Origin of the sequence: Actinocrispum wychmicini (assembly GCF_004345645.1) — a bacterium.
GTDB lineage: Bacteria > Actinomycetota > Actinomycetes > Mycobacteriales > Pseudonocardiaceae > Kibdelosporangium > Kibdelosporangium wychmicini.
Window position 1 is genome coordinate 415,270 of sequence record NZ_SLWS01000004.1, and the last position, 26,226, is coordinate 441,495.

General features: G+C 68.4%; 10 protein-coding genes and 2 pseudogenes. 10 read left to right on the plus strand and 2 right to left on the minus strand.

Features of this window, described 5'->3' with window-relative positions:
• The first annotated feature begins 125 nt into the window (after positions 1-125).
• The 9 genes and pseudogenes from EV192_RS20025 to EV192_RS20070 all read left to right on the plus strand — a co-directional run bounded on the left by EV192_RS20025 (position 126) and on the right by EV192_RS20070 (position 21,916).
• Positions 126-1,853, plus strand: a complete 1,728-nt coding sequence (locus EV192_RS20025) for an acyl-CoA dehydrogenase family protein (RefSeq protein WP_132117493.1) — start codon at positions 126-128, stop codon at positions 1,851-1,853.
• The gene (locus tag EV192_RS20030; protein WP_165960500.1) at positions 1,850-9,235 is read left to right on the plus strand and encodes a non-ribosomal peptide synthetase; all 7,386 of its coding nucleotides are present in this window, start codon (positions 1,850-1,852) and stop codon (positions 9,233-9,235) included. Before EV192_RS20025 ends, EV192_RS20030 begins: the two co-directional genes overlap by 4 nt.
• Positions 9,232-13,941 carry a type I polyketide synthase gene (locus EV192_RS20035; protein ID WP_132117497.1) on the plus strand — a complete coding sequence of 1,570 codons (4,710 nt, stop codon included), beginning with the start codon at positions 9,232-9,234 and terminating at the stop codon, positions 13,939-13,941. The genes EV192_RS20030 and EV192_RS20035 overlap by 4 nt, the downstream gene beginning before the upstream one ends.
• A complete protein-coding gene (locus EV192_RS20040) occupies positions 13,938-15,683 on the plus strand; it encodes a non-ribosomal peptide synthetase (protein ID WP_207926143.1) in 1,746 nt (581 codons plus the stop codon). The genes EV192_RS20035 and EV192_RS20040 overlap by 4 nt, the downstream gene beginning before the upstream one ends.
• Positions 15,680-16,900 carry a cytochrome P450 gene (locus EV192_RS20045; RefSeq protein WP_207926144.1) on the plus strand — a complete coding sequence of 407 codons (1,221 nt, stop codon included), beginning with the start codon at positions 15,680-15,682 and terminating at the stop codon, positions 16,898-16,900. The genes EV192_RS20040 and EV192_RS20045 overlap by 4 nt, the downstream gene beginning before the upstream one ends.
• Positions 16,897-17,649 (plus strand): thioesterase II family protein, encoded by a 753-nt coding sequence (locus EV192_RS20050; RefSeq protein ID WP_132117499.1) that lies wholly within the window; start codon positions 16,897-16,899, stop codon positions 17,647-17,649. Before EV192_RS20045 ends, EV192_RS20050 begins: the two co-directional genes overlap by 4 nt.
• A 127-nt stretch (positions 17,650-17,776) precedes the next feature.
• Positions 17,777-17,992 (plus strand): annotated as a pseudogene (locus EV192_RS55905) (hypothetical protein); the annotation flags it as partial.
• 844 nt (positions 17,993-18,836) lie between these two features.
• Positions 18,837-19,955, plus strand: a complete 1,119-nt coding sequence (locus EV192_RS20065; protein WP_243726957.1) for an ROK family protein — start codon at positions 18,837-18,839, stop codon at positions 19,953-19,955.
• 335 nt (positions 19,956-20,290) lie between these two features.
• Positions 20,291-21,916, plus strand: a complete 1,626-nt coding sequence (locus EV192_RS20070; protein ID WP_132117503.1) for a hypothetical protein — start codon at positions 20,291-20,293, stop codon at positions 21,914-21,916.
• Here the strand turns inward: EV192_RS20070 and EV192_RS20075 are convergent.
• A complete protein-coding gene (locus EV192_RS20075) occupies positions 21,913-23,463 on the minus strand; it encodes a hypothetical protein (RefSeq protein WP_481729283.1) in 1,551 nt (516 codons plus the stop codon). The genes EV192_RS20070 and EV192_RS20075 overlap by 4 nt on opposite strands.
• An 18-nt stretch (positions 23,464-23,481) precedes the next feature.
• A pseudogene (locus EV192_RS57685) lies at positions 23,482-24,015 on the minus strand (AAA family ATPase); the annotation flags it as partial.
• A 1,739-nt stretch (positions 24,016-25,754) separates the two neighbouring features.
• On the opposite strand from EV192_RS57685, the gene EV192_RS20080 reads away from it, so the two are divergent.
• Positions 25,755-26,162, plus strand: coding sequence for a nitroreductase family deazaflavin-dependent oxidoreductase (locus EV192_RS20080; RefSeq protein ID WP_132117507.1), 408 nt, complete (start codon positions 25,755-25,757; stop codon positions 26,160-26,162).
• Positions 26,163-26,226 lie beyond the last annotated feature (64 nt).

A 26,226-nucleotide genomic window follows, 5' to 3' on the forward strand; every position in this document is an offset into this window, starting at 1 on the left:
AAAATGGCCGCCGCTGTGCGGTGCTGGGGCACAAACCTGTCTGAGTGGCGCCGACATGTCGTTGTTTTAGGGATTTGTCGGTGTTTGTCGCTCTCGGCGTGCCAACGACGAGGGAGAGCTGACGAGTGGAAGCTCGTGCGAAGAATGTTCTGAATGTTCCCGGGATACCCAGTCTGCTGGAGGAGCTGGCGAACGGCAGGCTGCCGTGGAATGTGATAACACCGTTTCCCAACCAGGACGACACCGACCTGCACGAGGGTGACCGTGCCGTCGCGGAGCTGTCCCGCCTGCTCACCGAGCAGGCCGATCCCGAAGCGATCGAGCGCACCGCGCGGATACCCGAGGATCTCCTCGCCGAGCTGGGCAAGGGCGGCTGGTTGGCGCTCGCGCGACCACCGGAGTCCGGCGGTCGCGGCCTGTCCGCGCGCAACGTGTTCCGGGTGATCCACGCGGCCGCCAGCTGGTCGGTGCCGATCGCCCAGGTGATGGCCGTGCAGGCGGCCATCGGCGTCGACGCGCTGCTGCCCGTGGTGGCGGACGGCCCGCTGCGGGATCACCTGCGGGCCCGGGTCGCCGAGGGGGTGGTCTCCGGGTCGGCGGACACCGAACCCGGCGGCGCGGCCAACCAGGGCCGGGACACCACCGCGACCCCGGTGGCGGATGGCTACCTGCTCAACGGCGAGAAGATCCACATCGGCAACGGTCCGGTGGCGCGGACGTTGATCGTGTCCGCGACCGTCCCGGCGCAGACCCCGGACGGCACACCCACCCGGCGGCTGTTCCTCGTGGACACCGACAGCCCGGGGTTCCGGCTGGGCACCACGCACGAGTTCATGGGCCTGCACGGGTTTCCGATCGCCGCCCTGGGTTTCACCGACGTCCACGTACCCGTCGAGCACGTCCTGCGGGAGGCGACGGACACCGGCACCCGCCTGACGCCGACCCTGCTGCAACTGGTCGTGACCGGCCGGATGTACCTGATCGCGGCGCCGTCGCTGGCCATCGCGCGCCGCTGCACGCAGTGGGCGCGTGAGTTCACCGGACCAAGGGTGATCGACGGCCGCCCGCTGGCCGCCTACGACCTGGTCCAACGGCTGATCGCGGAGAACCTCGCGGACACGTTCGCCATCGACACCGTCGCCCGCTGGGCGCTGCACGGCGGTCCGGTCAACCCGTTGCTGGAACAGATGGCGGCCAAGAACATCGCGTCGGTGACGTGCTGGCGGGTGCTGGACCGGACCATGTCGCTGCTGGCCGGTGAGGGGTTCGAGACCGCGGCGAGCAAGGCGGCCCGTGGCGCCCCGCCGCTCCCGCTGGAACGCGCCTACCGCGACGCCCGTGGCTTCCGGATCTCCGGCGGTGTGGACTTCCTGCTGGACTACTGGGCGTCGGTGATGTTCACGCTGTCGCACTACTACCCCGAGCCACCCGAGGCCGAGCCGGAACCGGACGTGTCGTGGTGCGCGACGACCGCGCTGACCGCCCGCAACCAGGAGCACCTCGCCGAGGTGGCCCGCCAGGTGCACCGCTTCTCCCGAACCGTCCACGCCTTGAGCCGCAAGCACTCCCGGGCCGAGCTGGCCGGACAGCAGGCGCGTCTGGTGGCGTTGAACCGGGTTCTGGACGACCTGGCGACGTGCGCGCTCGTGTTGTCCCGGGCCGCCAGCGAATCCGGGGACGAGCCGCAGGAGCTGGCGGACGTCTACTGCGCGGCCACCCGGCTGCGGCTGGCCGGGCACTGGCTCGCCGCGGCGGAGGCCGACGCGCCGGACCACGCGGCCGTCACCGCCCGCTGGCTGAGCCAGGACCTGCCGGGCCAGGACCTCGTGTCCGGACGGGAGACCAGCCGGTGATCACCGAGATTCCCCTGTCGGTCAACCAGGCGGCGCTCTGGGTGTCCTGGCAGCTCAACCGGGACGCCTTCCTCAACATGATCGTCACGCCGTTCACCGTGCGCGGAACGGTGGACGTCACGCGCCTGCAGGCCGCTGTGGCCGCCGTCGGCGAGCGCTTTCCCGGCCTGCGCGGTGTCGTCCGGCAGGGGGACGGTGCTCCCGTGCTGTCGTGGGCCGGTCAGCCGCCGTTGCGGCTGGGCCTGCGGCACGTGGTTGAACCGATGGAACGGGCCATCCTCACCGCGGCCAAGGTCCCGCTCGACCTGGAGAACGGCCCGCCGGCCCGGTTCGAGCTGCTGTACTCGGCCGACGAGACCGTGCTGCTGGTCACCATCGCGCACCTCGTGTACGACGGCGTGTCCTTGCCGAACATGGTGGGCACGTTGCGGGCGGCGTACCGCGGCGAGCCGGTCGGTGCGCCCGATGATTTGGCGGACATAGTCGCGTTCAACCGCAGGCAGCACGAACTCGCGGACGGCCCGGCCGGCGCGGAGCACCGCGAGTTCTGGCGTGCGCACCTCGGTGCCGACGCGCCGACGATGGCCCTGCCGGTCGGGCCGGATCCGTCCGACGGGTTCCAGATGCGCACCGCCGCCCTGCCCGGCGAGCTGGTGGACCGGGTTCGGGCGGTGGCGCGGCAGCTGCGGCTGACCCCGACGGTGGTGCTGTACGCGGCCTACCTGGTGTTGTTACGCAGGCACACCGGGCAGGACGATCTCGTCGTGTCCCTGCCGACACACGGCCGCCGTGGCCATCCCGGCCTGCGCGACGCGGTGGGCTTCTTCTCCAACGCCGTCCCGATCCGCCAACGCCTGTCCAATAAGGACACTTATGGCGTGGTGGCGAAACGGCTCGGCGGTGACGTGCGCCGCTGTGTGAAGTTCGCCGACCTGCCGCAACCGGCGATCCTGCGCGCGGCCGGCCTGCCCGGTGGCACGGATGTGGTGAGCGCCACCATCTTCCAGTACTGGACGTCGTTCACCCGGGACGACGTCGACCTGTTCGACGTCACGCTGGCCGACGGGTGCTCGCTGAGCCTGCTGCCGCCGCACGACGTCGCCGGATACCGGCTGCAGACCCTGGTCCGGGAGGACCGCGACGGTTTCGTGGTGTCCTGGAAGGACACCACGGGCGAGCTGGGCGCCAGCACGATGGCGACGCTGGCGAAGGACTACGTCGCCACCCTCACCGACCTGGTCACGGACCCGGCCCGGCCGATCGGCCCGGCCAGGCAGCTCGTCGCGGTCGGGCGGGCGATGCTGGACCGGCTGCACCCCGACGTCACCGGCGACGACCCGTCACCCCACCAGGAACGGATGGGGTTCGTCGACCGGTTCGAGACCGACGTGGTCTACGACGGACCGCCGGTCTACCACAACCTCCCGTATGTCCGGGCCCTGCCTTCGGTGCCGTCCCAGGCCGACATCACCGACGCGTTCACCGCCGTGCTGGCGGCCCACGAGGTGTTGCGGACCAACTTCGTGTTCACCGAGGACGGTTTCCGCCAGCGCGTCCGGCCGGCTGAACGCACCACGGTGACCCGGCTCGAAGACGGCTTGGCCGAGTGGATCAATCAGCCGTTCGACCTGGCCGAGGACCTGCTGATCCGCGCGGCCGTCCAACCAGCGCCGAATGGTGGTGCGACGCTGGTGCTCGTCGGCCACCAGGCGGTCGTCGACCATGCGTCGCTCCGGATGATCGCGGACCAGCTACTCGGCGGCACGCCACAACCCGCGCCCGAGTACCGCGAATGGCTCGACCACAACCGGGGCACCGACCGCGTCGCCCGTGACCTGGCGGCGTTGTACGAGAAGTTGCACGAGAAACTGGCCGGTGAGATCGAGCCGATCCGCCTTCCTGAACGGCGGCAGCGGGACGCTGTCCACGTGTACGAGGAGGACACGGTCGCCGTCGACCTGCCGGCGGCTGAGGAAGCGTTGACGCTGGCCGGGTTCGCGGCGGTGCTGGCCTGGTACACCGGCCAGGACGAGCTGGTGATCGGGACCACTCAGCCGGCGCGGGAGACCGCGACGGTCGGTCCACTGTCCAATTTGGTCCCTGTACGGCTGCGGACCGGCGCCGACGTCAGGTTCGCGGATCTGGTGGCGCAGGCACAGGTCGAGCTGGACTTCGCCGGCGAGCACGCGATGGCGCCGTTCGACGATCTCGTCCGGGTGCTCGACCCGGGCAAGGACATGAGCCGCACGGCCCTGTTCGACGTGTTGTTCAGCCCGTTCGACAGCGACACGGACCTGCGGCTGCTGGGTTCCGGCGCCGGCAAGTACGACCTGCATCTCGCGGTCGCCGGCACGCACGGCCGGCTGGTGTTCAACGCCCGCTACTTCGACCGCGACCAGTTCGAGGACTTCGCGGTCCACCTCCGCCGCGTGCTCGACCAGGCGGCCGACGACCCCGGCCGCGCGCTGGGCGACCTGGCGCCGGTCACGGACGCCGAACAGCACCGGCAACTGGTGACCTGGAACGACACCGACTCGGCGTACCCGCAGGTCACGGTGACCGAGTTGGTTCGGCAGCAGGCACAACGGACGCCTGACGCGATCGCGCTGACCGACGGCGACGTCCATGTCAGCTACCGCGAGCTGTTCGCGTCGGCCGAGGAGATGGCGCACGGGTTGCTGGCCGCCGGCGTGCGACCCGGTGAGCTGGTCGGCCTGCACATCGGCCGCGGCGCCGATCAGGTGCGGACGATCCTGGCGGTCCTGTTGGCCGGCGCGGGATACCTGCCCGTGGACCCGGAGATCCCGGTCGAGCGCAAGCAGTTCATCCTCGCGGACGCCCGGGTGGACCACGTCGTCGCCGACGACCTCGCGATGGACAGCGTCCGCGTGCTCACGCCCGCCGAGCTGACCGGCTTCGACGAAACGTCATTGCCCGAGGTGTCACCGGACTCGGCGGCGTACTGCATCTACACCTCCGGCACCACCGGGCAGCCCAAGGGTGTGGTCATCAGCCACCGCAACGTGGTCCGGCTGCTGGCCAACGACAGGTTCGGCTTCGAGTTCGGCCCGACGGACGTGTGGACGCTGTTCCACTCCTACCACTTCGACTTCTCCGTCTGGGAGATCTTCGGCTGTCTCGCGCACGGCGGCCGGCTGGTGGTGGTCACCTCCGATGAGACCCGGGACAGCGAGCGGTTCGCCGAACTGCTCCGCGGTGAGCGGGTCACGGTCCTCAACCAGACTCCCGGCGCGTTCGCCCAGCTGACCACGGTCGCCGCGGACCTGCCCGACCTGCGGTACGTGATCTTCGGTGGCGACCGGCTGGACACCGCGCGGATCGCCGGCTGGGCGGCCACGCATCCCGGTGTTCGGCTGGTGAACATGTACGGCATCACAGAGACGACCGTGCACGTCACCGCGCACACGATCACCGAGGACGACCTGGCACACGGCCGTGGCCTGGTCGGCCACCCTCTGCCGACGACGCGGGTGTACGTGCTGGACCGGCACACCGGCCGGCGGTTGCTGCCGACCGGGGCCGTGGGCGAGCTGTACGTCGGTGGCGCGGGAACCGCCGCCGGGTACCTGCGCCGCCCGGCGCTGACCGCCGAACGGTTCGTGGACAGTCCTTTCCAGCCGGGTGAGGTGCTGTTCCGCAGCGGTGACCTCGGCCGGTGGTGGCCGGACGGGTCGCTCGAAGTGATCGGCCGGGCGGACAGCCAGGTCAAACTGCGTGGCTACCGGATCGAACCCGGTGAGATCGAGTCGTGCCTGCGGCGGCATCCGGACATCACACAGGCCGTGGTGCTGCTGGACGGCGGCTCGGACGGGCACCTCGTCGCGTACGTCGAAACAGCGAAACCCTTGACGGACAGCGAACTTCGGGGTCACCTGGCGAGCAAGCTACCCGGGTACATGGTGCCGGCGCGGTTCCACCTCGTCACGGAGATCCCGTTGACCAGCAACGGGAAGGTGGACCGGCGGGCGTTGTCGCGGCTGGCCGTCCCGACGGCCGGCGGTGGCGGCGGCGACCTGGTCGGGCCGACCGCGCGGGCGGTCGCGGAGATCTGGACGGACCTGCTCGGCGTCACGGACCTGTCCGGTCAGTCCTCGTTCTTCGATCTCGGCGGGCACTCGCTGCTCGCGGCGAAGCTGCTGGCCAGGCTGTCCGCCCTGGTGGGCAAGCCGTTGCCGCTGCGGTTGCTGTTCGAGCACCCGCGCCTGCAGGACCTGGCGGACGCCATCGACGTGACGGCTTCGGCCGCCGCCGAGGCTCCGGTCGTCGTCGAGACCGAGGACGAGCTGGCCGCGTCGAGCTTCCAGGAGCGGATCTTCCTGGCCGAACGCGTGGATCCGGACGCGCACCGGTACGTCGTGCCGTTGCTGTGGCGGGTGTCCGGGAAGCTGGATGCCCGGCGGCTGGCCAGCGCGTTGGCCGGGCTGGTGCGGCGGCACGAGATCCTGCGTACCCGCTTCGAGGTCCACGACGGGCGCCTCCGGCAGATCGTCGGCGCCGCGTGGCAGCCGATCGTTGAGGAGGAGTCCGTCACCGATCTCGACGACTGGCTGACCGGACGGCTGTCGAAGCCGGTCGACCCGGCGTCCGGGCGGCTGCTGACCTGCGCGTTGCTGACCGTGGGTGCGGATCAGGTGCTCGCGCTGCTGGTGCACCACCTGGCCTGGGATCTGGCGTCGGCGCCGGTGCTGCTCGGCGACCTGAGCCACTACTACGAGTCCGATGTGGAGCTTCCGCCGGCCGGCCGGTACCGCGACTTCGTGGCCGCGCAGCACCAGTTCCGGGACAGCCCGGCTGCGGCTGCCGACCTGGCTTACTGGGCGGAGACGTTGCAGGGCGCTCCCGCGTACCTGCCGTTCGCCGCTCCCGGGCAGGCCGTGGAGTCCGGCGCGGTGCGCGTTCCGCTGCCGGACGATCTGGCCCGGCGCCTGTCCGACCTGCAGACACGGCACGGCGTGTCCTGGTTCATGGCCGCCGCGACAGCGCTGTGTGGCGTGCTGCGCCGCTTCACCGGCACCGATGACGTCACGATCGGGGTGACCGTCGACAACCGAGACTCCGGCGGCGACCTCGTGGGACCGTGCCTGAACACGGTCGCGTTGCGGTCACACGGTTCGGCCGAGCTGACGATGGGCGAACTGCTGTCCGACACCCGCGAACGAGTCCTGGAAGCCTTGGAGCACAAGGCAATTCCGTTTGAGGACGTGGTCGATCGGCTCAACCCGCCGCGCCGGCCCGGGTGGACACCGTACGCGGACGTGATGCTGAACGTGAACGCCGGCAACGGCATGACGACGCGACTCGACGCCCACGCCCTGGCACCGTTCACTGTGGACAGTCAGTGGTCGTACGACACCAAGTTCGGCGTGACTGTCACGGTCACCGAAGAGGCCGGGTCGTTGGGGGCGATGCTCGCCTACCGGGGTGACCGGATCGCCGCCGCGGACGCCCGTCAGCTCGCGTCGCTGTTCGCCCGCCTGCTGACGATCCTGCCGGACGTCCTGGGCACCAAACTGTCTACTGTGGACCTTGTGACCGACGGGGAGCTGGTCAGGCTCCTGGCCATGGAGGCCGGCCCGGCGGCGGCCCCGCCCGACTCCGTCCCGGCCCTGTTCGCCGCCCGGGTCCGCGAGTTCCCGGACCGGCCGGCCGTCGTCTCGTCGACCGGTGAACTGACCTACGCCCAGCTGGACGCGAAGGTCTCGGCCATGGCACACCGGCTGCGCTCGGTCGCTCAACTGGGCGAGCACAGCCCGGTGGTCGCCGTCCTGCTCGGGCGCGGCGAAGCGATGGTCGTCAGCGAGCTGGCCGCGTGGCGGGCGGGCTTCGCGTACTGCCCGATCGACCCCGGCTACCCGGCCGAGCGGATCCGGTTCATGCTGGCCGACCTCGCGGCCGTTGCGGCCGTCACCGACCAGGCCGGGTTGGCGGACCTGGCCGCCCAGTGCGACGTGCCCGTGGTCCGGCCGGACGAGGTCGGCTCCGCCACCGGGGACGAACCGGTGGTCCTGCCGGATCCGGACGCGCCCGCCTGCCTGATCTACACCTCGGGCACGACCGGACAGCCGAAGGGCTCGGTCTGGCGGCATCGCGGCATCGCCCAGCTGGCGCGGTGGCACGTGGACACGATGGCCGTCACCGAGACCGACCGGGCGAGCCTGCTGGCCAGTGTCGGCTTCGACGGCGCGCAGTGGGAGCTGTGGCCGTATCTCGTGGCCGGCGCTTGTGTACTGCCGTATGAACGCCCGATCGTCGTGCCCGAGGTCGTGGCGTGGCTGGACCGCGCCGAGATCACGATGTGCTTCATGCCGACCCCGCTGGCCGAGGTACTGGTGGCCGGCCGCGTGCAGCCGAAGACGTTGCGGTGGCTGACCATGGGCGGCACCACCTTCACCACGCGGCTGCCGCCGGACGCGGTCTACCGGGCCTGCAACGCCTACGGCCCGAGCGAGAACACAGTGGTCGGCTCGGTCCTGCTGATCGACCGGGACAACACGTTGCCCGCCAACGACGTCGGCCGGCCGATCCAGGGCACCTCGGTGTCCCTTGTGGACCCTGCCGGCCAGCGGGTGCCGGTGGGTGTGCCCGGTGAGATCCACCTCGGCGGTGTCGCCGTGGCCAACGGCTACTGGCGGCGCCCGGAGCTGACGGCCCGGCAGTTCCTGCCTGGCCCGTGGTACCGCACCGGCGACCAAGGCCGCTGGACGGCCGACGGGCACCTGCAGTTCCTCGGCCGGATCGACCGGCAGCTCAAGATCCGCGGCTACCGGATCGAGCCGCAGGAGATCGAGGTCGCGCTGCAGGCGGATCCGTTGGTCCGGCAGGCACTCGTGGCCGGGTTCCCCGGCTCGACGCCCGCGTTGGTCGGCTACGTCGTCGCGGCTGGCACGGATCGGGACACCGCGGCCGTCGCGGCCCGTTTGTCCGCGCGCCTGCCGGCGTTCATGGTGCCGGACGCGCTGGTTTGGCTGGACGAACTGCCCACGTCCGTGCACGGCAAGATCGAGGCGTCGGCGCTGCCCAGGGCCGGACGGGCCGACCTCGTGCGGCGGTCCGGCGGTGTCACGAGCCCACGAACCGACCTGGAGCGGACGATCGCCGGCGTGTGGTCGGCGGTGCTGACCCTCGACGAGATCGGGACCGAGGACAACTTCTTCGACCTCGGCGGCAACTCGTTGCTGTTGTCCACGTTGCACGCCCGGCTGGAGACCGCGCTGGCCCAACCGGTGCCGATCCACGTGCTGTTCGAGTTCCCGACCATTCGCGGGCTCGCCGCGCATCTCAGCGCGGAGGCCCCGGATCCCGTCGAGGATCCGATCCTGGCCCGTGCGAAGCGGACCCGAGCAAGGCGTGGCACCCGATGACGGCCGACTTCGAGGCGATCGCCGTGATCGGGGCCGGTGCCCGGCTGCCTGGCGCCGCGACCGTGTCCGAGTTCTGGCGCAACCTCCGCGCGGGCACCGACTCGATCAGTCGGTTCGACCCGGGCACGCTGCGTGCCGCGGGCGTGAGCGAGCAGTTGATCGCCGACCCGGACTACGTGCCGGCGAGAGGTGTGCTGGCCGGTGGTGAGGACTTCGACTGGCGGTTCTTCGGCTACAGCGCGGCCGAGGCCCGGACCATCGACCCGCAGCAGCGGGTGTTCCTGGAGGTGTGTCGGGCCGCGTGTGACGACGCCGGTGTCGATCCGGCCCGGTTCCCCGGCTGGATCGGGGTTTTCGCCGGTGGTGACGTGACGACGACCGGGACCGGCGGCCCGCTGACGATCGAGCGCGTGATCGGCGCCGAGAAGGACTTCCTGGCCACGCGGGTCGCCTACAAGCTGGGCCTGCGCGGGCCGGCGATCACTGTGCAGACCGCGTGCTCCACGTCGTTGGTGGCCGTGCACCAGGCGAGCCAGAGCCTGCTCAACCACGAGTGTGACGCGGCGCTGGCCGGCGGCGTGTCGCTGTGGTTGCCGCAGAACACCGGCTACCGGTACGAACCGGACCACATTCTCTCGGTGGACGGGCGATGCCGCCCGTTCGACGCCGACTCCTCCGGCACGGTGTCCAGCAACGGCGCGGCCGTGGTGATGCTGCGGCGGCTGTCGGACGCGATCGACGACGGCGACCGGATCATGGCCGTGCTGCGCGGTTCCGCGCTGAACAACGACGGCGGCGAGAAGATCGGCTACACCGCGCCGTCGCTGACCGGACAGCGGGACGTGATCAGGCTGGCCCTCGCCCAGTCCGATGTGGACCCGGCGGACCTGGCGTACGTCGAGGCACACGGCACCGCGACGCAGATCGGCGACCCGGTGGAGCTGGCCGCGCTGACATCGGCGTTCCGGCAGTCCACCGACCGGGTCGGCGACTGCTGGATCGGGTCGGTCAAGAGCAACATCGGGCACACCGGCGCGGCCTCGGGCGTCGCCGGGCTGCTCAAGACCGTGCTGCAGCTGGAGCACCGCGAGCTGGTGCCCAGCCTGCACTTCGCGCGGCCCAACCCGAAGCTGGACCTGGACAGTTCCCCCTTTCAGGTGATCACCGAGACGCGACCGCTCCCGGAAGACGGCCCGGTACTCGCGGCGGTCAGTTCGTTCGGGATCGGCGGCACCAACGCGCATGCCGTCCTGGAGACTCCGCCTCGCAGTGCGCGCGGCGGCCGCGGCCCGAAGGTGTTCTGCCTGTCCGCGTCCTCCCGTGACGCCTTGAAACGCGCCGGTGCGGCACTGGCCGACCGGCTCGATAACCCGCACGACCCCGTCTCGGTGGCCTGGACGCTCACCAGCGGGCGGCCTTCGTTGCCGTACCGCGCTTCGGTCACGGACGCCAATTCCTTGCGTGACCTGGACGGCGTCGAAGCGGGCAGCGGTCGTGTCGCGTTCGTGTTCCCTGGCCAGGGTGCGCTGTACCCAGGTGCGATCGAGGCCGCGTACGACGTGCTTCCGTTGTTCCGCAAGGTGTTCGATGAGGCGGCCGAGGTGGTGCGCGAGCACCACGGGATCGACCTGCGGGCCATGATCGCGCCCGGTGCGCCCGAGGAACCGTTGCGGGACAGTCTGGTTCAGCAACTGGGCTTGTTCTCGATCGGCTACGCGCTCGGGCGTGAGGTGCTCAGCTGGGGTGTGCGGCCGGTCGCGATGCTCGGGCACAGCGCCGGCGAGTACGTGGCCGCGGCGCTGGCCGGGGTGTGGGATCTTGCTGACGGCTTGGCATTGGTGGCCGCGCGGGCACAGGCCATGCGCCAGGGGCCGCCTGGCGGGATGATCGCGGTGTACGCGTCGCCGGCGGAAGTCGCGGAACTCGCGTCCGGGTACGACCTCACGGTGGCCACCGAAGGACCGGGCCAGGTCGTGCTGGCCGGCGGCACCGAATCGGTCGAGCGGCTGGCCGCGCGGCTTGCCGGCACCTCCGTGAACGCGACCGTGCTGGACGCCGACCGGCCGTTTCACACCGAGGCGATGCGGCCCGCCGCCGGTGAACTGCGCGCGGCACTGGACCGTTCGCCTCCCGGCCAGGCGCGGCTCCCGGTCGTGTCGAACCTGACCGGCCGGCTGGCCGACCCGCAGCTGCTGGCCGACCGGGCGTACTGGGCCGACCACATGTGCGGCCGGGTGCGGCTGACCGAGGGCATGGCCACGCTGCTCGACGAGGGCTGTGCCGTGGTGATCGAACTCGGGCCCGGCCAGACCATGTCTGGTGGCCTACGCCGGCACGAACAGTGGGCGGCGACGGCGGTCCCGGTCATCGGCCGGGCCACCGAGCCCCGGCACGAGGCGTTACTCGGTGCGTTGGGCCGGCTCTGGGAGACGGGCGTGCCCGTCGGCTGGGACACGCTGTTCACCGAGCGGCCGGTGCGGTGCTCGCTGCCGCCCGTCCAGCTCGACTCGCGGCCGTGCCCGGTGGACGCCCCAACGCGGCCGCCGTCCACCCACGGCATGGTGGTGGTCGGCGACCCGGCTGTCGCCGAAGACCTTGTCGCGCAAGGCGCCCAGGTGACCGCGGTACACGTGACGACGCCGAGGGAACCGTTGGCGGGGCCGCTGAACTGGCCCGACAGCGGGCCGAGCCTGTCCAGTCGGCCGGATCTCGTCGCCGCTTTGGACAACTACGCCGCCAGCCTGCTGGCCGTCGACACGTCGGGCTCCGGCCGGCTGGCCGAGTTCGTGCGGACCATCCCGCCGGCCGGTCCGGTGGACCTGAGCGCGCTCGACGAGGTCGCCGGGTTGCGTGACCTGGTCCGCCACTGCGCCCAGTCCTATCCGGACGTGCTGGCCGGCCGGGTCGAGCCGGTGTCCGTGCTGTATCCCCACGGTTCGGACCGGATGCTGCACGAGCTGCTGACCGGGAACAAAGTGCCGGTCAGTGACAGCGAATCCTGCCTCGAAGCCGTGCGACGCTCGATACCGGCCTGGCACGGCGGCGAACCGCTGCGGGTGTTGGAGATCGGCGCGGGCCGTGGTGGTTTGACGTGGCCGCTGCTGGACGCGTGGACCGACCGTGAGCACGTCCAGTACGACGTCACGGATGTCAGCCCGCATCTGGTGTCCGAACTGGACAGTCGAATCAAGGAACGCGGCGAACCCAGGGTGCGGGCCAGAGTCTTCGACATCACCGCCGATCCCGCGGCCCAACGCCTGGTGTCCGGCACGTACGACCTGATCCTAGGGTACAACGTTGTGCATGTTGCACCCTCCGTGCCGCTGGCACTGAACAACTTGCGCAGACTTCTGCGTGCTGACGGGACATTGTGTCTGGTCGAGCTGACCCGAGCGGAGATCTGGACGCACGTGGTCTGGGGCCTGGCGCCCGGCTGGTGGAACGCGGCCGACGACCTGCGTGGCATGTTCCCACAGCTCGACATCGCCGGCTGGACCAAGGCACTCACCAGCGGCGGCTTCGACCTCACCACGGCCGAAGGCCCGACCGGGAACGCCGATCACGCGGTGCTCGTCGCCACGTTGGCCGACCGGGACCGGTTGCGCGAGCCGATGGCCGACATCGCCCGCCAGACACCCTCGGCGCCGCCGCCCGCGTCGTCTATTGTGGACGAACGGCGCACGGTTACCGTTCCGGGAGATCCACTGACAGCGGAGCTGTCCGCCCTGTGGTGTTCGGCGCTCGGCGTCAGCTCAGCCGCGCCGGACGACGACTTCTACCGGCTGGGCGGCGAGTCGCTCGGGATCGTGCACCTACTCGGCCGTGTGCACGAGCAGACCGGGGTGCGCGTGCCGATGACCGAGTTCGCGGCCGCCCCGACCTTCGGCGCACTGCTGGACAAGATCCGTGCCAGCCACGGACCCACGTCACCGAACATACTGCGACTGAACGAGACCGGCGACGGGGTGCCGCTCTTCCTCGCCGCGCCCGGGGCTGGGAGCACACTGTGCTACCGGCATCTGATAGCCGAGCTGGGCGGTCGGGAACCGGTGTACGGCTTCGAATCACCGGGCCTGCACGACGACGCCGAGCCGCTGAACCGGATCGAGGACATGGCAGCGGCGAACCTGCTGCTGTTGAAGGAGATCCAGCCGCACGGCCCGTATCGCGTCGGCGGTTGGTCGATCGGCGCGATGATCGCCCACGAGATGGCGGCCCAGCTGCTGGACCAGGGTGAACAGGTGGACCAGTTGCTGTGCGTGGACAGTTTCGCGCCGCGGACATGGTTCGGACCTGTCGGGTCCCGCCCGGGCTACCTCGCCCGAGGCCTGTGGTACCAGCTGCAGACCGCGCTTCCGGTGGACAAGTCGGGCAATCTCGGTGCCGCACTCGGTTTGGCCGGCGTCCAGGAACTGGGTCCGGCGTATGTCCGCGTGTACAACGCGAACGTCCGCGCGATGTTGCGGTACGTGCCCAGGCCGGTCGACTGCCCGGCCGTGGTCTTCAAGACCGGCCTGACCGAGCACGTCCGGCGCCGGGTGCGCCGGGAGACGTCCACCACCTGTCCGAGGGGCATCCGCCTGGTCGGCGTGCCCGGTGACCACCACTCGATGCTCCGGCCACGACACGCCGCCGTGCTGGCCGCCCGCGTCCGTGCGGTCCTCGACGAGTCGCCGCCGAGCAGAACCAAGGAGAGTCCGAAGTGACTGGGGAGACACCACCAGCGACGCTGGTCAGTATGTTCGCCGGGACCGTCGCCCGGGTCCCGGATCGTCCGGCGGTCAACGACGGTGACCACCGGCTGACCTACGCCGAGCTGAACGTCCGCGCCGAGGCCGTCGCGGAGGACCTGCGGGCGCTCGGTGTCGGCCGGGAGGACCGCGTCGCCTGCCATCTCGACCGTGGCGCCGAACTGTTCGTCGCCATCCTCGGGATCCTGAAGGCCGGCGCGGCCTATGTCCCGGTCGACACCCGATATCCCGACGCCCGGCGGGACCTGCTGATCGCCGACAGCCGCCCGGCCGCGCTGGTCACCGATCGAACCGTCCCGGTCGACGTCCCGGTGATCGACGTCGACATCGCCAGGACAGCGCCCGTGCGGCAGCCGGACGTGCGGCCGCAGGACGCGGCGGCGGTGCTGTTCACGTCGGGCTCCTCAGGACGCCCCAAAGCCGTCGTGTTGCAGCACGACAATCTGGTGAGCTTCGCGACCAACCCGGCGCTGCCGGCGCTGGCCGAAACCGACCGGGTCGGCCAGGTGTCGAGCATCTCCTTCGACGCCTTCGGATTCGAGACCTGGTGCGCGTTCGCCGGCGGTGCCGAGATCGTGGTGCTGCCGGCCATGGCGGACCTGCTGGGCAGCGACATCCGGCGTGAGCTCAAGCGCCGCCAGATCACCGCGATGCTGGTCCCGACCATGGCGGTCAACCATGTGCTGCGCGAGGACCTCGACGCTTTCTCGGCCCTGCGGGTGCTGTGCACGGGCGGCGACGTGATCTCCCCGGCCGCCTGCCGTGAACTGCTCGGCGGCGAGTTCACGGGCGAATTCGTCAACCTGTACGGGCCCACGGAAGGGACCACGGCGAGCACCGCGCACTGTGTCACCAAGGCGGACCTCGACGCCGACGCCGTCCCCATTGGACTCCCGCTCGCCGGCGAACGCGTTTACCTGCTTGACGAACAGCTCAAGGAGGTCGCTCCCGGTGAAGTCGGCCAGCTGCACATCGGCGGTGCCGGCGTCGCCCGTGGCTACCTGGACCAGCCGGAGCTGACCGCCGAGAAGTTCCTGACCGACCCGTTCGCCGGCGGCCGGATGTACGCGACCGGCGACCTGGCCCGGCGCCGACCCGACGGCGTGCTGGAATTCCTTGGCCGAGCCGACAACCAGGTGAAAGTGCGCGGCTACCGGGTCGAGCCGGGCGAGGTGGAGCGCACTCTCGGCCGGCATCCCGAGGTCCGTGACGTCGCGGTCCTGGTCGCCGGCCACGAGCAGGACAAGCACCTCGTCGCGGTGGTCGTCTGCTACGACCGCACCAGTCCACGGGAGCTGCGGGACTACGCGGCCGAGCGGATGCCGGAGTTCATGGTCCCGAGCTCCTTCCTGCTGGTGCCCGGGATTCCCGCGAACGAGCACGGCAAGCGGGACATCGCGAGGCTTCGGGAGCTGGCCGACGAGCAACTGCGACGGCAGGGCTCGCGGGTCGCGCCCGACGGCGAGATCGAGCACTATCTCGCCGAACTGTGGGAGGACCTGCTGGCGGTCGAACGGATCGGCGCCACCGACGACTTCTTCTCGCTGGGCGGCAACTCGTTGCTGGCGTTCCGGGTGCAACGCCGGATCACCCGCGAGCTGGGCGTGCCGCTGCGGCCACAGGACGTACTGGCCAACAGCGAACTGCGCGGGCTCGCCACCCTCATCCAGGACCGGAAGGGCACGGGGTCACCGTGAACGCACCCGTCATCGACCTCACCGACGTCGACGCGTTCATCACCGGACGGCACCACGGGATGTTCGCGTGGCTGCGGGACAACGACCCCGTCCACTGGCACGCGACTGCCGACGACGGCGGATTCTGGGCGTTGACGGGATACCGGGACATCGTGACCGCCTACAACGACCACACCTCGTTCAGCTCGGTCGGCGGCCCGATGCTGGGCGGGTCGTTCTCCAGCGACGCCACCGACACCGCGGCCAACCGGATGCTGGTCGCGTCCGACCCGCCCCGGCACCGAATGCTCCGCCAGATGATGCACACCGTGTTCTCCCCGGAGTTCGTGCAGCGGGTCGCCGAGGAGGTGACCGTCGGTGTCGACGAGGTGATCGACCGGGCGCTGGCCGACGGCGGCTGCGACTTCGCCACCGACATCGCGCCCGAACTCCCGGCCCGCGCGCTGATGGCGATGGCCGGGGTGTCCCGTGAGCAGGCTGGCCAGCTGATCGGCATGACCAGGCGGATGATCGGGTTCCGCGACCCCACCTGGGTGGACACCTCGGACGACGAACGGCTGCGGCTGGCCATGATCCAGGCGGAGATCTTCGAGTTCTTCGCCGACATCCTGGCCGACCGGCGCCGCCACCCGCGCGAGGACCTGGTCAGCGTGCTCGCCGCGGCCAAGGTCAACGGCCGGCCGCTGCCCGAGGAGGACATCCTCTACAACTGCATGAATGTGGCCGTCGGCGGCAACGAGACATCGTCGTACACCGCGGTCGCCGGCGTGCTCGCGTTGGTGGAGAACCCCGATCAGCACCAGCGGCTCATCGACGACCCGGCAGTGCTCGACCTGGCTGTGAACGAGATGCTGCGCTGGGCCACGAGCAACGCGTACGTGCTGCGTGTGGCGACCCAGGACGTGCCCATCGGCGACCAGGTCGTCCGAGCCGGCCAGCTGGTGACGTTGTGGAACGTGTCGGCGAACCGGGACGCGAGGCAGTTCACCGACCCGGACCGGTTCGTGGTCGACCGGTCGCCGAACCGGCACATCGCGTACGGCGTGGGTATCCACCGGTGCATCGGGTCGGTCGTCGCGCAGGTCGAGCTGCCGATCCTGTTCCGGCGGCTGGCCGAACGCCGCATCCGGTTCACTGTGGACGGTCCGGTCGTGCGGCTGCGGTCCAACTTCATCCAGGGCATCACCCGGCTGCCGGTGAAGATGGCGGCGCCGTGAAACTGGCCGACGGGTACGTGCTCGTGGAGCGTCCTAACGCGACACTCCGGGTCGCCGTGCTGCACCACGCCGGCGGATCCGCGCTGTCGTACCTGCCGTTGGCGCAGCGGCTGCCGGTGAGCTGCGAGCCGTGCCTGCTCGACCTGCCCGGCCGCGGCTCGCTCGACACGCTCCCCCCGGCGCCGGACTTCGCCACCGCCATCGAACAGACCCTGCCCACGATGACCGCGATTGTGGACCGACCCACCGTCGTCGTCGGGCACAGCCTGGGCGCGCTCGTGGCGCACAGCCTCGTCGCGAGCCTGCCGACACCCCAGCGTACGCAGGTCAAAGCCGTTGTGGTGTCGGCGTTTCAGTCACCCCAGGACGCCGCCCAGGCGGCCACCCATCCCGGTTCGCCGTTCCAGGTGCGGACCCGCGAGTCCGTGCTCGGCGACCTGCGCGAACTGGGCGGCACCCCGGCCGAGATCTTCGACGACCCCGAATGGCTGGCCGAGACCATCACCCTGTTCGGCCTGGACCTGCACCTCGTGGACACCTACCACCCACCACCGGCCCCCGTCGACGCCGACTACCACGTGTGGTTCGGCCACGACGACAGCCGGCTGGCGACTGAGAAGCTCGCCGGCTGGGCCGCGGCCACCACGAAACCGGTGGTCACGCGGGAGTTCCGGGGCGGCCATTTCTACCTCACCGAGGTCGAGCAGGCGGCCAACGCACTGGCCGGCCTCGTGTCCCGCCTTGCCTGACCTGAACCTGTACTGGTCGCGGCGAGCCGGTACTCGGTGAGCAGTCCGCCGAGACGCTGAACGGAGTCATGGGCGCGCAGGGCCTTCGGCAGCGTCCGGGCAAGCGCGGCCAGGACCGCACGGTCCGGCCAGGAGAGGCGAGGTCTGGGGTGACGGGAAGACGGCGTTGCGGTGGTGCGCGGCCGGGATGGCCGAAGCGGGCAAGCAGTTCCGCCGCGTCAACGGCCACCTGCACCTGCCGGCGTTTCGTGACGCGCTCGCCCGCATGTCGCGACCACCACTTCGGGGCAACCTCATGAGTATGTTCTGGCCAGAATTTGTCCACCTGGAGCCCCATCCGTAGAACGGGTCATCGTGCGGAATATGAGACGGCACACCACAGTTCCAGCGGCGAGCACGGTCAAGTCGGCGATCATGCGCCCTAAAGTTGGAACTATTTCTGGCCGTCGTTAACGCAGAGTCGGGATCCTTCAGGTGGGGACGTCAGTGAACGCCAACAGCGACTCCATATTGACCATGAGGGCATGCCGAGGCCTGAGCTGACCTGAGCGGAGCGTTCGTCTGGCAGCTCACGGGACCGCCTTGGCCTGCAAGGTTGTTCCGATTCCACGATCTGTCGCCGTCTGTTCCCGATGGTCGCGTCGCATCCGCATAACCGCCAGGACGTGCACAGAGGTTCGCCACACAGTCACAGCTGGCAGTTATCACCAGGTGCGATTGTGTGCATCACGAAAACTGTGTCAGCATGCTCTTTGGCCGCTCTCATCTCCCGTGCCAAGATTCTCGCCCGACGTCACATCGAACACCTTGCCGAGATCAAGGACGGTCGGTGACTCGTAGTCGTAAGCCCTCGCATCCGATCGATCGCTTGGCAGCGAATTACCTTCGTTCATAGTTGCCCTCCCCGTGCGACTAACAAATGCTGAGATTACTCGCGGTTATACGAGACCACCAGGAGCGGTCATTGGGGAGCCGACGTCCCGCACCCCGATCATGTTCTCGACAGGGTGTCGACTGAAGTGTATACAGGCAACGTCAGGGTTCTGACTCTTCAAACTGAAGTGTCGGCCGTAGGGAGGAGCGCCATGCCCGTGAGTGACGGAGAAACCTTGCGAGCTCGAGACCTTCTGCTTCCACGAGCCGATACGAACCGGGAGGCCAGCAGGCGACGAGTCCTCCGTGCGGTGATGCTTGCTCCAGCGACCCAGCAGGTTGCCATCGCCGCGACGACCGGCCTGTCCCAGGCGACAGTGTCCGGGGTGGTACAGGATCTCCAACGGGAGGGGGTTCTCCGAGTCACCGGCGCCGAGGGCGAACGGGGGAACAGGGTCCATCTCGGCAACATCACCGGGGCGGCTGTGGGCGTCGACGTGGGACACCAGAGGGTCATCGTCGCCGCTCGCCGGGTCGACGCGACCGACTTGGTCACGGCCGAGGCCGGCATCGGCGCTCAACACCCTCGCGAGGCCTGGATGGCTAAGGTCCAGGAGATGATCAAGGACCTCACGGCCGAGATCGGCCTGACTCTCGACGATGTCATCTCCATCGGGCTCGGCCTGCCCGCGGCCATCGACCCCAGGACGGCGAAGATTACGCAGGTGGTGGCCACATCCCAGTGGGATCTCACCGGGCATCCCGCGACCTGGTTCGCCGACTGGTTTCCTGACGTCCCAGTGATTCCCGACAACGACGCCAACTTGGCCGCATACGGGGAGTACCTGCACGGCGCGGGTCACGACGCGAAATCGATGGTATACGTCAAGGCATCGTCGGGGATCGGCGCCGGGTATGTCGCCTACGGAGTGATCAAGCGGGGCAAACGGGGTCTCGCCGGTGAGTTGGGGCATCTGACGATCGACAGGAACGGCGTGATCTGCCGATGCGGCAGCCGCGGCTGCCTGGAAACAGTGGCGGCCGGTCCACGCCTGCTCGCGCGGGTCCGTGAGGCGTACGAGCCTTATGGCACCACCCCTCCGGCAAACCTCGATGAACTGATCACGCGCGCGCGGCACGGTGACACAGTGTGCTGCCGGGTCCTGAAGGACGCTGCCCGCGATATCGGGTTCGCGCTGGCTCTCGCCAGCAACATCACCGATCCGGAGACGGTGGTGCTCGGCGGCACCTTGGGCAAGGCGGCCGACATGCTGATCGACCCGCTCACCGCGAGCATCCGCGAGTACGGGCTCGCCGGAATGTTCACCCACGACTCGCCGCTCCGGATCGTCGGTGCACAGCTCGGCGATCTCGCTGGAGCCCGTGGCGCGATGGCACTCGGCCTGCTCACCGAGCCGCCGCTACGTTCCTAGCTTAACTTCACTTTCGAGTGTATTTCAGACACAGAGCGCTACAGCGGATCACCTCGAAGGGAGATGCCCAGTATCGAGAGGTACTGGCGTCATCCTGAAGTGTCGTGCATCATGACCTTGAGTCAAGGGAGCGCAGGGGAGATGCCCGCAGTGGTGTGGACACCGCCGACCGACCCGCGTCAGCGCCGTGAAGTGCCGGACGCGAGGCCGAACGCATCCCCGCGCCCAGAGGCCGACGGCCCGTGTCTCCGCGGTGAACCGAGCCGGCTGCCGTGAGCGCAGGCCGATCGAGGTCGAACGCTCGGGGGCGTCATGATCCCAATCGCGACACGCCGATGGCGGACAGGACCGTCGTGGTGCTGGTGCGCACTCTCACCTCGGCGCTCCGTGTTCATGAACTCCTCAGCTTCGTCTTTGGCGGCGAGCACCGTATCCGCCTGGTTTACGTCTTCGACGACGGCTCGGCCTTCAGCGGCTGGCTTGGCGAGTGGTCGTCAAGGCAGGGGCGATATGTCCTGACCCGGGCACAGGCGCGACACCTCAGGTACCACCTCGTTGTGTCCGCGAGTGAGAACGCCGACTTTCGCCGATGGCGCGGACCGATCATCGTTGTGCCCCATGGTCTCGGCAACCACAAGTGGGTACGGCGAGCCGGCAGACGTGGCAAAGTTCTCTCCGGGCTCCCGAACCCGAAGATACTCCGGAAGCGCCGGGTGACAGTGCTCGTCACCCATCCGGATCAGGAGAAGCTGCTGCACAGGTTGTGCCCGGACACCATCGGCCGCACAGTGGTCGTCGGGGACACGAGCTACGCGGCCCTGCTCGCCTCGAACGAAGCGCGTCACATCGATCGCTACCGGAGATGCCTTGGCACCGGCGATCGAACTCTGATCATGGTCATGTCGACCTGGGGGCACGACTCGGTTCTGGGCACCGTGTTCGGGCTCCTGACCCGTCTGCTGGCCGAGCTGCCCATGGGGGAGTACCAGATCGGCCTGGCGGCTCACTGCAATGTGTGGACTCGCGACGGCGCCGACGAGTTGCTGCGCAAGCTTCAGGACGCGATGAACGCAGGCCTTGTGTTGATCCGGCCGGAGGACTGGCAAGCGGCAATGGTCGCCGCCGACGTCGTGATCTCGGATCACGGTTCGCTGGCTCTCTACGCGGCCATGGCAGGAAAACCGTTACTGCTGGCCAGTTTCAGCGACTCTGAGGTGGTCAAGGATACACCCATGGACAAGCTCGGGTGTACAGCACCCCGGCTCAATCACGATGAACCGCTGCCGCCGCAGGTCGAAGCCGCAATCGCCAAGGCGGATCCGATTCACGCCGAACACATCGCAAGGACAGTAGTGGCGCCCTTCGACCTAGGCGTACAGATGCTACGCACGCTGTTTTACAAAGTGTTGAACTTCTTCCCGCTCAGGAGCGACAAACACATCGTCGCGGCGCCCGACCCGCGGCCGATCGTGTGCGACGTCCATTCGTACCGTGTGACAGCCGAGTACCTCGCCCCCCGTGTCGTGATCAGCTGGACTCCATGGGCCGCCCATGAACGTGACATCACCCGCGAGCAGGTTCCCGAGCCCTTTCTGGTGTCCGACGAAAGAGAACGCGACATGCGGGTCTTCAACAACGCGTCCGTCATCGTCAGGGGCGACCCGTATGACGGTACCCTGGACGGGTGGCTCGAAGGAGCAGGTCACAAGGGAAACGGTTACACGTTGGCCGCTCTGGCGCGCGGTCCCTTCAGATGTGAGGTACAGGTGTCCGATACGGACATCCGACATCCGGGCCAGCGGTTCGAACTCACCTCGGCAAAGGGCATTCTGCCGTTCGGCATACTACCGGTCGTGATGTTGCCTCTGATGAAGGCTGACGATGTCCCCACACTCGAGGGAACTCACCTGGTCGTGGTCAACGGCAAGGAGGATGTGGTGGACATCCGGCGCGTGCGCTAGGTGGTGCTCTGGGCACGTAGCCTGATCGCGCGTTCGACATGCTCTTTCGCCGCCGCCGGGTCTCCGATCTTCTCCAGCAGGCTCGCGAGCGCGTCCTCGGCCTGTGCCTGGTAGTGCGACGCCTTCGACTCCGAGAACGCACGTACCGCGGCCTCCAGTTCGGTTTGCGCCCTGGAGTACTGCTCCTGGTCGGTCAGCAACTCGCCCAGACTGATCGACCCTCGCCCTGCCATCCGCAGGTCTCCCATCGCGCGCAACTGGTCTCGTGCGGTGGTGAGCACCCTCATCGCACCGTCCTTGTCACCAACCGCGTGCATCTCCCTGCCCATGAAGAACTGCGCCAGAGCCGCACCTCTCGGCTCCTGGGCATCGCGATTGCGGCGTTCGGCCTCCCGGTAGGCCTCGATCGCACCGAAATGATCTCCGCTGTGTGCTCGCGCGCGCCCGATGAACTCCCAGACCGACGCCACAAGGACGGCGTTTCCGGACTCCTCGGCCAATGACAACGCCTTGTTCAGGTGCTCCCACGCACGATCGGGAAAGTCGAGATCGAGATAAGCGCGTGAGACCAGGGACCTCAGCCGTGCCTCAGCCGCCGGATTCGCGGCACGTTCGGCAGCGGCAACTCCGAGATCCGTTGTCTCAAGCCAGTCGTCGAGGTAACGACGGTTGAGGAACAACGGCACCATGGCTTCGGCCAGTTGCCACGACAGGTCATGCCAGCCTCGATCGGACGTCGCCTGGACCACAGCCAGCAAGTTCGATCGCTCGGCGGCCATCCACTCCAAAGCCGGGCCGGCGCTGCCCTCTCCTTCGAACGGGTCCTGCAGCCCTCGGAGCAGATCCTCATGATCGCCGATCCGAGTCCGGGCACCCATGATCGCGCGGTCGGCAAACGCGGCCATGCTCAGGTAGTACCTGCTCACCGCACACACGACCGCATCGACCACTTCGGCCCCCCGGTTCACGGCTTTCTCCCTGGCGTGCAGGCGTACCAGGTCGTGGAAGCGGAAACCGGCCTCGGTGTCGTCGATCAGATTGGCGTCGACGAGAAGGTCAAGCAGGCGCAGGGTTTCGGCGCGGTCGTGGCCACTCGCCGCCACCACCGCATCGACCGGGATCGTGTGGCCAGGAACCACACCCAGCCGCCCGTACAACTCAGCCGCCTCCGGCGGCAACGCGTGGTACGCGTTGTTGAAGATCGACGACACCAGCCGGACACCCCGCACCGACAGGACATCGAGCCGCTGATCCTCGTCCGCCAACTCGTCCACCAGCCCGGTGATCGAGAGTCGCTGCCGCGCTACCAGTCGCGCGCCCGCGACCTGGATCGCTACCGGCAATCCACCGCACAACCTGACCAGCCGAACCGCGGCATCCGGTTCGTTGTGCACCCGTTCGGATCCGCAGATCGTTCGCAGCAGGGCGATCCCCTGCGCCTCGTTCATCGGAGGCAGGGTCACCAACTGGGCGCCGTCCAGTGCCAACTCGGACAAACGTGCGTTGCTGGTGGCCAGCACAGCGCTGCCAACGGAGTTCGGGACCAACGGACGAACCTGTGCAGGCTGGTCGACGTCGTCAAGAACTACCAGGACCGGTTCCGTGGCAGTCCTGGTACGAAACATATTGGCGCGTGCGCCAAGCCGTGAGGGAATCTCTTCCGTACGTACACCCAGCGACCGGAGACAGTCCGCCAACGCGTCACCGATCGCGGCGCCGTCGTCTGTCCGCAATGCGCCATAGTCGACATAAAGCTGGCCGCCCGGGTATCTCTCGGCCAGCTGAGCAGCCAGATGCCTGGCCAGCGTGCTTTTGCCGACACCTGGCTGGCCGCTGATGACTGTGATCCGGGCCGGGCCGGATCCTGTTACCCGCAGCCAATCTGCCAACTCTGTCAATTGTTCGCCACGATCGACGAAGCCGTCAGGAGGAGCCGGCACTTGCCACGGTACCCGCGACCTCTCGTCAGACCGTTGATGGACCACCACATTCACATTGCCTGTGATCGACCCTGCTTGGATGGCCGCTCCGACGGCGTCGGCGGACATCGAATTGGCAGTGCCGGACGGCGCGGTCTTGCCAGAGTTTGATCCGGTCATCACCGCTCCCGACCCGACGCCTCTGCGTAATCAACTGTGCACCCTACGCTAGTGTCTACCATGACGGCACCACCGACGGCGTGGTGGACACAAGAGGTCGACCCGGTCGTGTAACGAGCAAGCTTGACGGTGCGATGCTACATAAGTTTGCCACTACCTGCATAGTCATCCCCCTCGACACGGCGCGTCTGGCCCACCCGCTCCGGCTGCTCCAGCGAACCTGATCAATCACGACGGCTCCTATGTCGTCGCCATCACGCGTGCTCACCCCCGGTCGTCGTCGTTCTGACACAAGCTGTTACACCACTTCCTCGAACAACTATATTGAGCAGGAAGCAGATTATGCATCCAATAGCTTTCCCACTGTTGCCAATATCACGTGCGTGTCGTCTAGCCCTTAGCAGTCGATTGACTACACAACGACGTGCAATCTGTCTGGGCAAGGCCAACCGGTCGGCATCGGGGCTTCCAGCGATATCTCTGATCAGGGGTGCGAGTCGCTGAGAAGGAGGTTCATCTTGCGGACCGACGGGATGAGCACAGTCGAACGCGACAAACTGCCGCGCTGCGGTGGAGAATCGCCGGCGGTGTGCGGATGCGGAGATGCTCACGCCAGCCACGGCTTTCGTCTGTCCTGAACGGCAGTCGCTGGCTGGGTAGGTCTGGTCGGTGGGCTGGTGGCGGCTGTGTGAGAGATGGAAGTGGGCCCTCCGTAGCCGCCGCGCAGGCAGAGACTGTGAACCACCGCAAGCTGCGTCGGTCAAGAGCCGGGTGGTGAGCGTTGCGGAAAAGGTGCGCCGTGAGTGTGTCAGGTGTGGATCGTGCCGGTGGGCAGATCGTGGCGCCGAGTGAAACCGAACGCTTGGTGACGTGTCGAAGCTCGTAGGTGCCATCGAAACCGGGATGGCAGAGCGGTTCCGGGATGAGCCAGGGGGACGCCTGTCTGCCGCTCTGGTGGTATCCGGCATGAAGAGGCGTAGGAGGCTGGCAGCTCATCGTTCGACACGTGATCACCTTCTCGGCAGGTCGTGCCCGAGGCCCGCCGGGCCACCCGACACCTGGTGATGTGACCTGCCGTCAGCTGGCGCCAACTGTCCTGAACGGACATATGTCGAGCGGTGGTGTTCCTACAGAACGTGGTCCTTTATGGACGACTCTGGGGGCAAGGAGGGTTCCGAATGTCACCTCTTGATCTTCCCAAGCTGACCGCGGGCCTGTCTGCGACGTGGGCCGGACGCCGATGACGGGGCCAAGAACCCCGCCGGGGTGACCAAGGACCATGATGTTGATGGGCTGGTCGTTGGAGGACATGCCGCGCCACTACGGTCAGAGGGCTGCGGCGGAGCGTGCGCAGGAGTTGCGGCTAGAAAGGCGGCTTCTGTTGTTCGCGAGCGCCGTGACGTTGGCGTTGGCATTGCTGATCCGCTGCTCGGAGGTGCCCTGTTCGATGCGATGGGTCGCTTTTGTTATTCGACTGATTCGCGCTGACCGATCCGTCGACAATAGACGCGAGGTCGGGGCACAGGCGCATGCGGTTCTTGCCTGCGATGCCCAACCTTTGGCCAGTTCCTCCGTCGAGTCCAGGTGTTGGCTTTCGTAGGCGAGTTGGCTGAGCGGTCTGCGGAGCTCTTGTACGCCGGGGTTCGATCTTGGATCTTGGCACCGACCAGCTCGGGAACATCGTCACCAGGTCACGTGTTCATCCGAGAAGAGAAGGTCCCAACTCGGAAGGATGCTGGATGTCTGACTTCAACAAGGCGATCATCGAGGAGTTCCGGGCCAACAAGGGCAAGGTCGGGGGCATGTTCGAGGGCGCGAACCTCGTTCTCCTCAACACCGTCGGCGCCAAGTCCGGCCAGCCGCGGGTCAACCCCGTGGCGTACCTGCCGGACGGCGACCGGATCGTGGTGATCGCGTCCAACGGTGGCGCTGACAACCACCCGGACTGGTACTTCAACCTCAAGGCCAACCCGGCGCTGACCGTCGAGCAGGACACCGAGAAGTTCGAGGCCACGGCCGCCGAGGTGACTGGGCAGGAACGCGACGACCTCTACGCCCGGATGGTCGCGGTCATGCCCGGGTTCGCGGAGTACGAGGCCAAGACCGAGCGGCGGATCCCGGTCTTCGCCCTGAGCCGCCAGAGGTGACGCCTGACGGCCGTCAGCGGTAGCCCTGAGCACGCTGGCGGCTAGGGCCGTCTGAGGGCCCCGT

Coding starts and splice junctions, on each gene's coding strand:
- EV192_RS20035 (WP_132117497.1), top strand. CDS start 9,232: ATGACGGCCGACTTCGAGGCGATCGCCGTGATCGGGGCCGGTGCCCGG.
- EV192_RS20065 (WP_243726957.1), top strand. CDS start 18,837: ATGCTTGCTCCAGCGACCCAGCAGGTTGCCATCGCCGCGACGACCGGC.
- EV192_RS20070 (WP_132117503.1), top strand. CDS start 20,291: ATGGCGGACAGGACCGTCGTGGTGCTGGTGCGCACTCTCACCTCGGCG.
- EV192_RS20080 (WP_132117507.1), top strand. CDS start 25,755: ATGTCTGACTTCAACAAGGCGATCATCGAGGAGTTCCGGGCCAACAAG.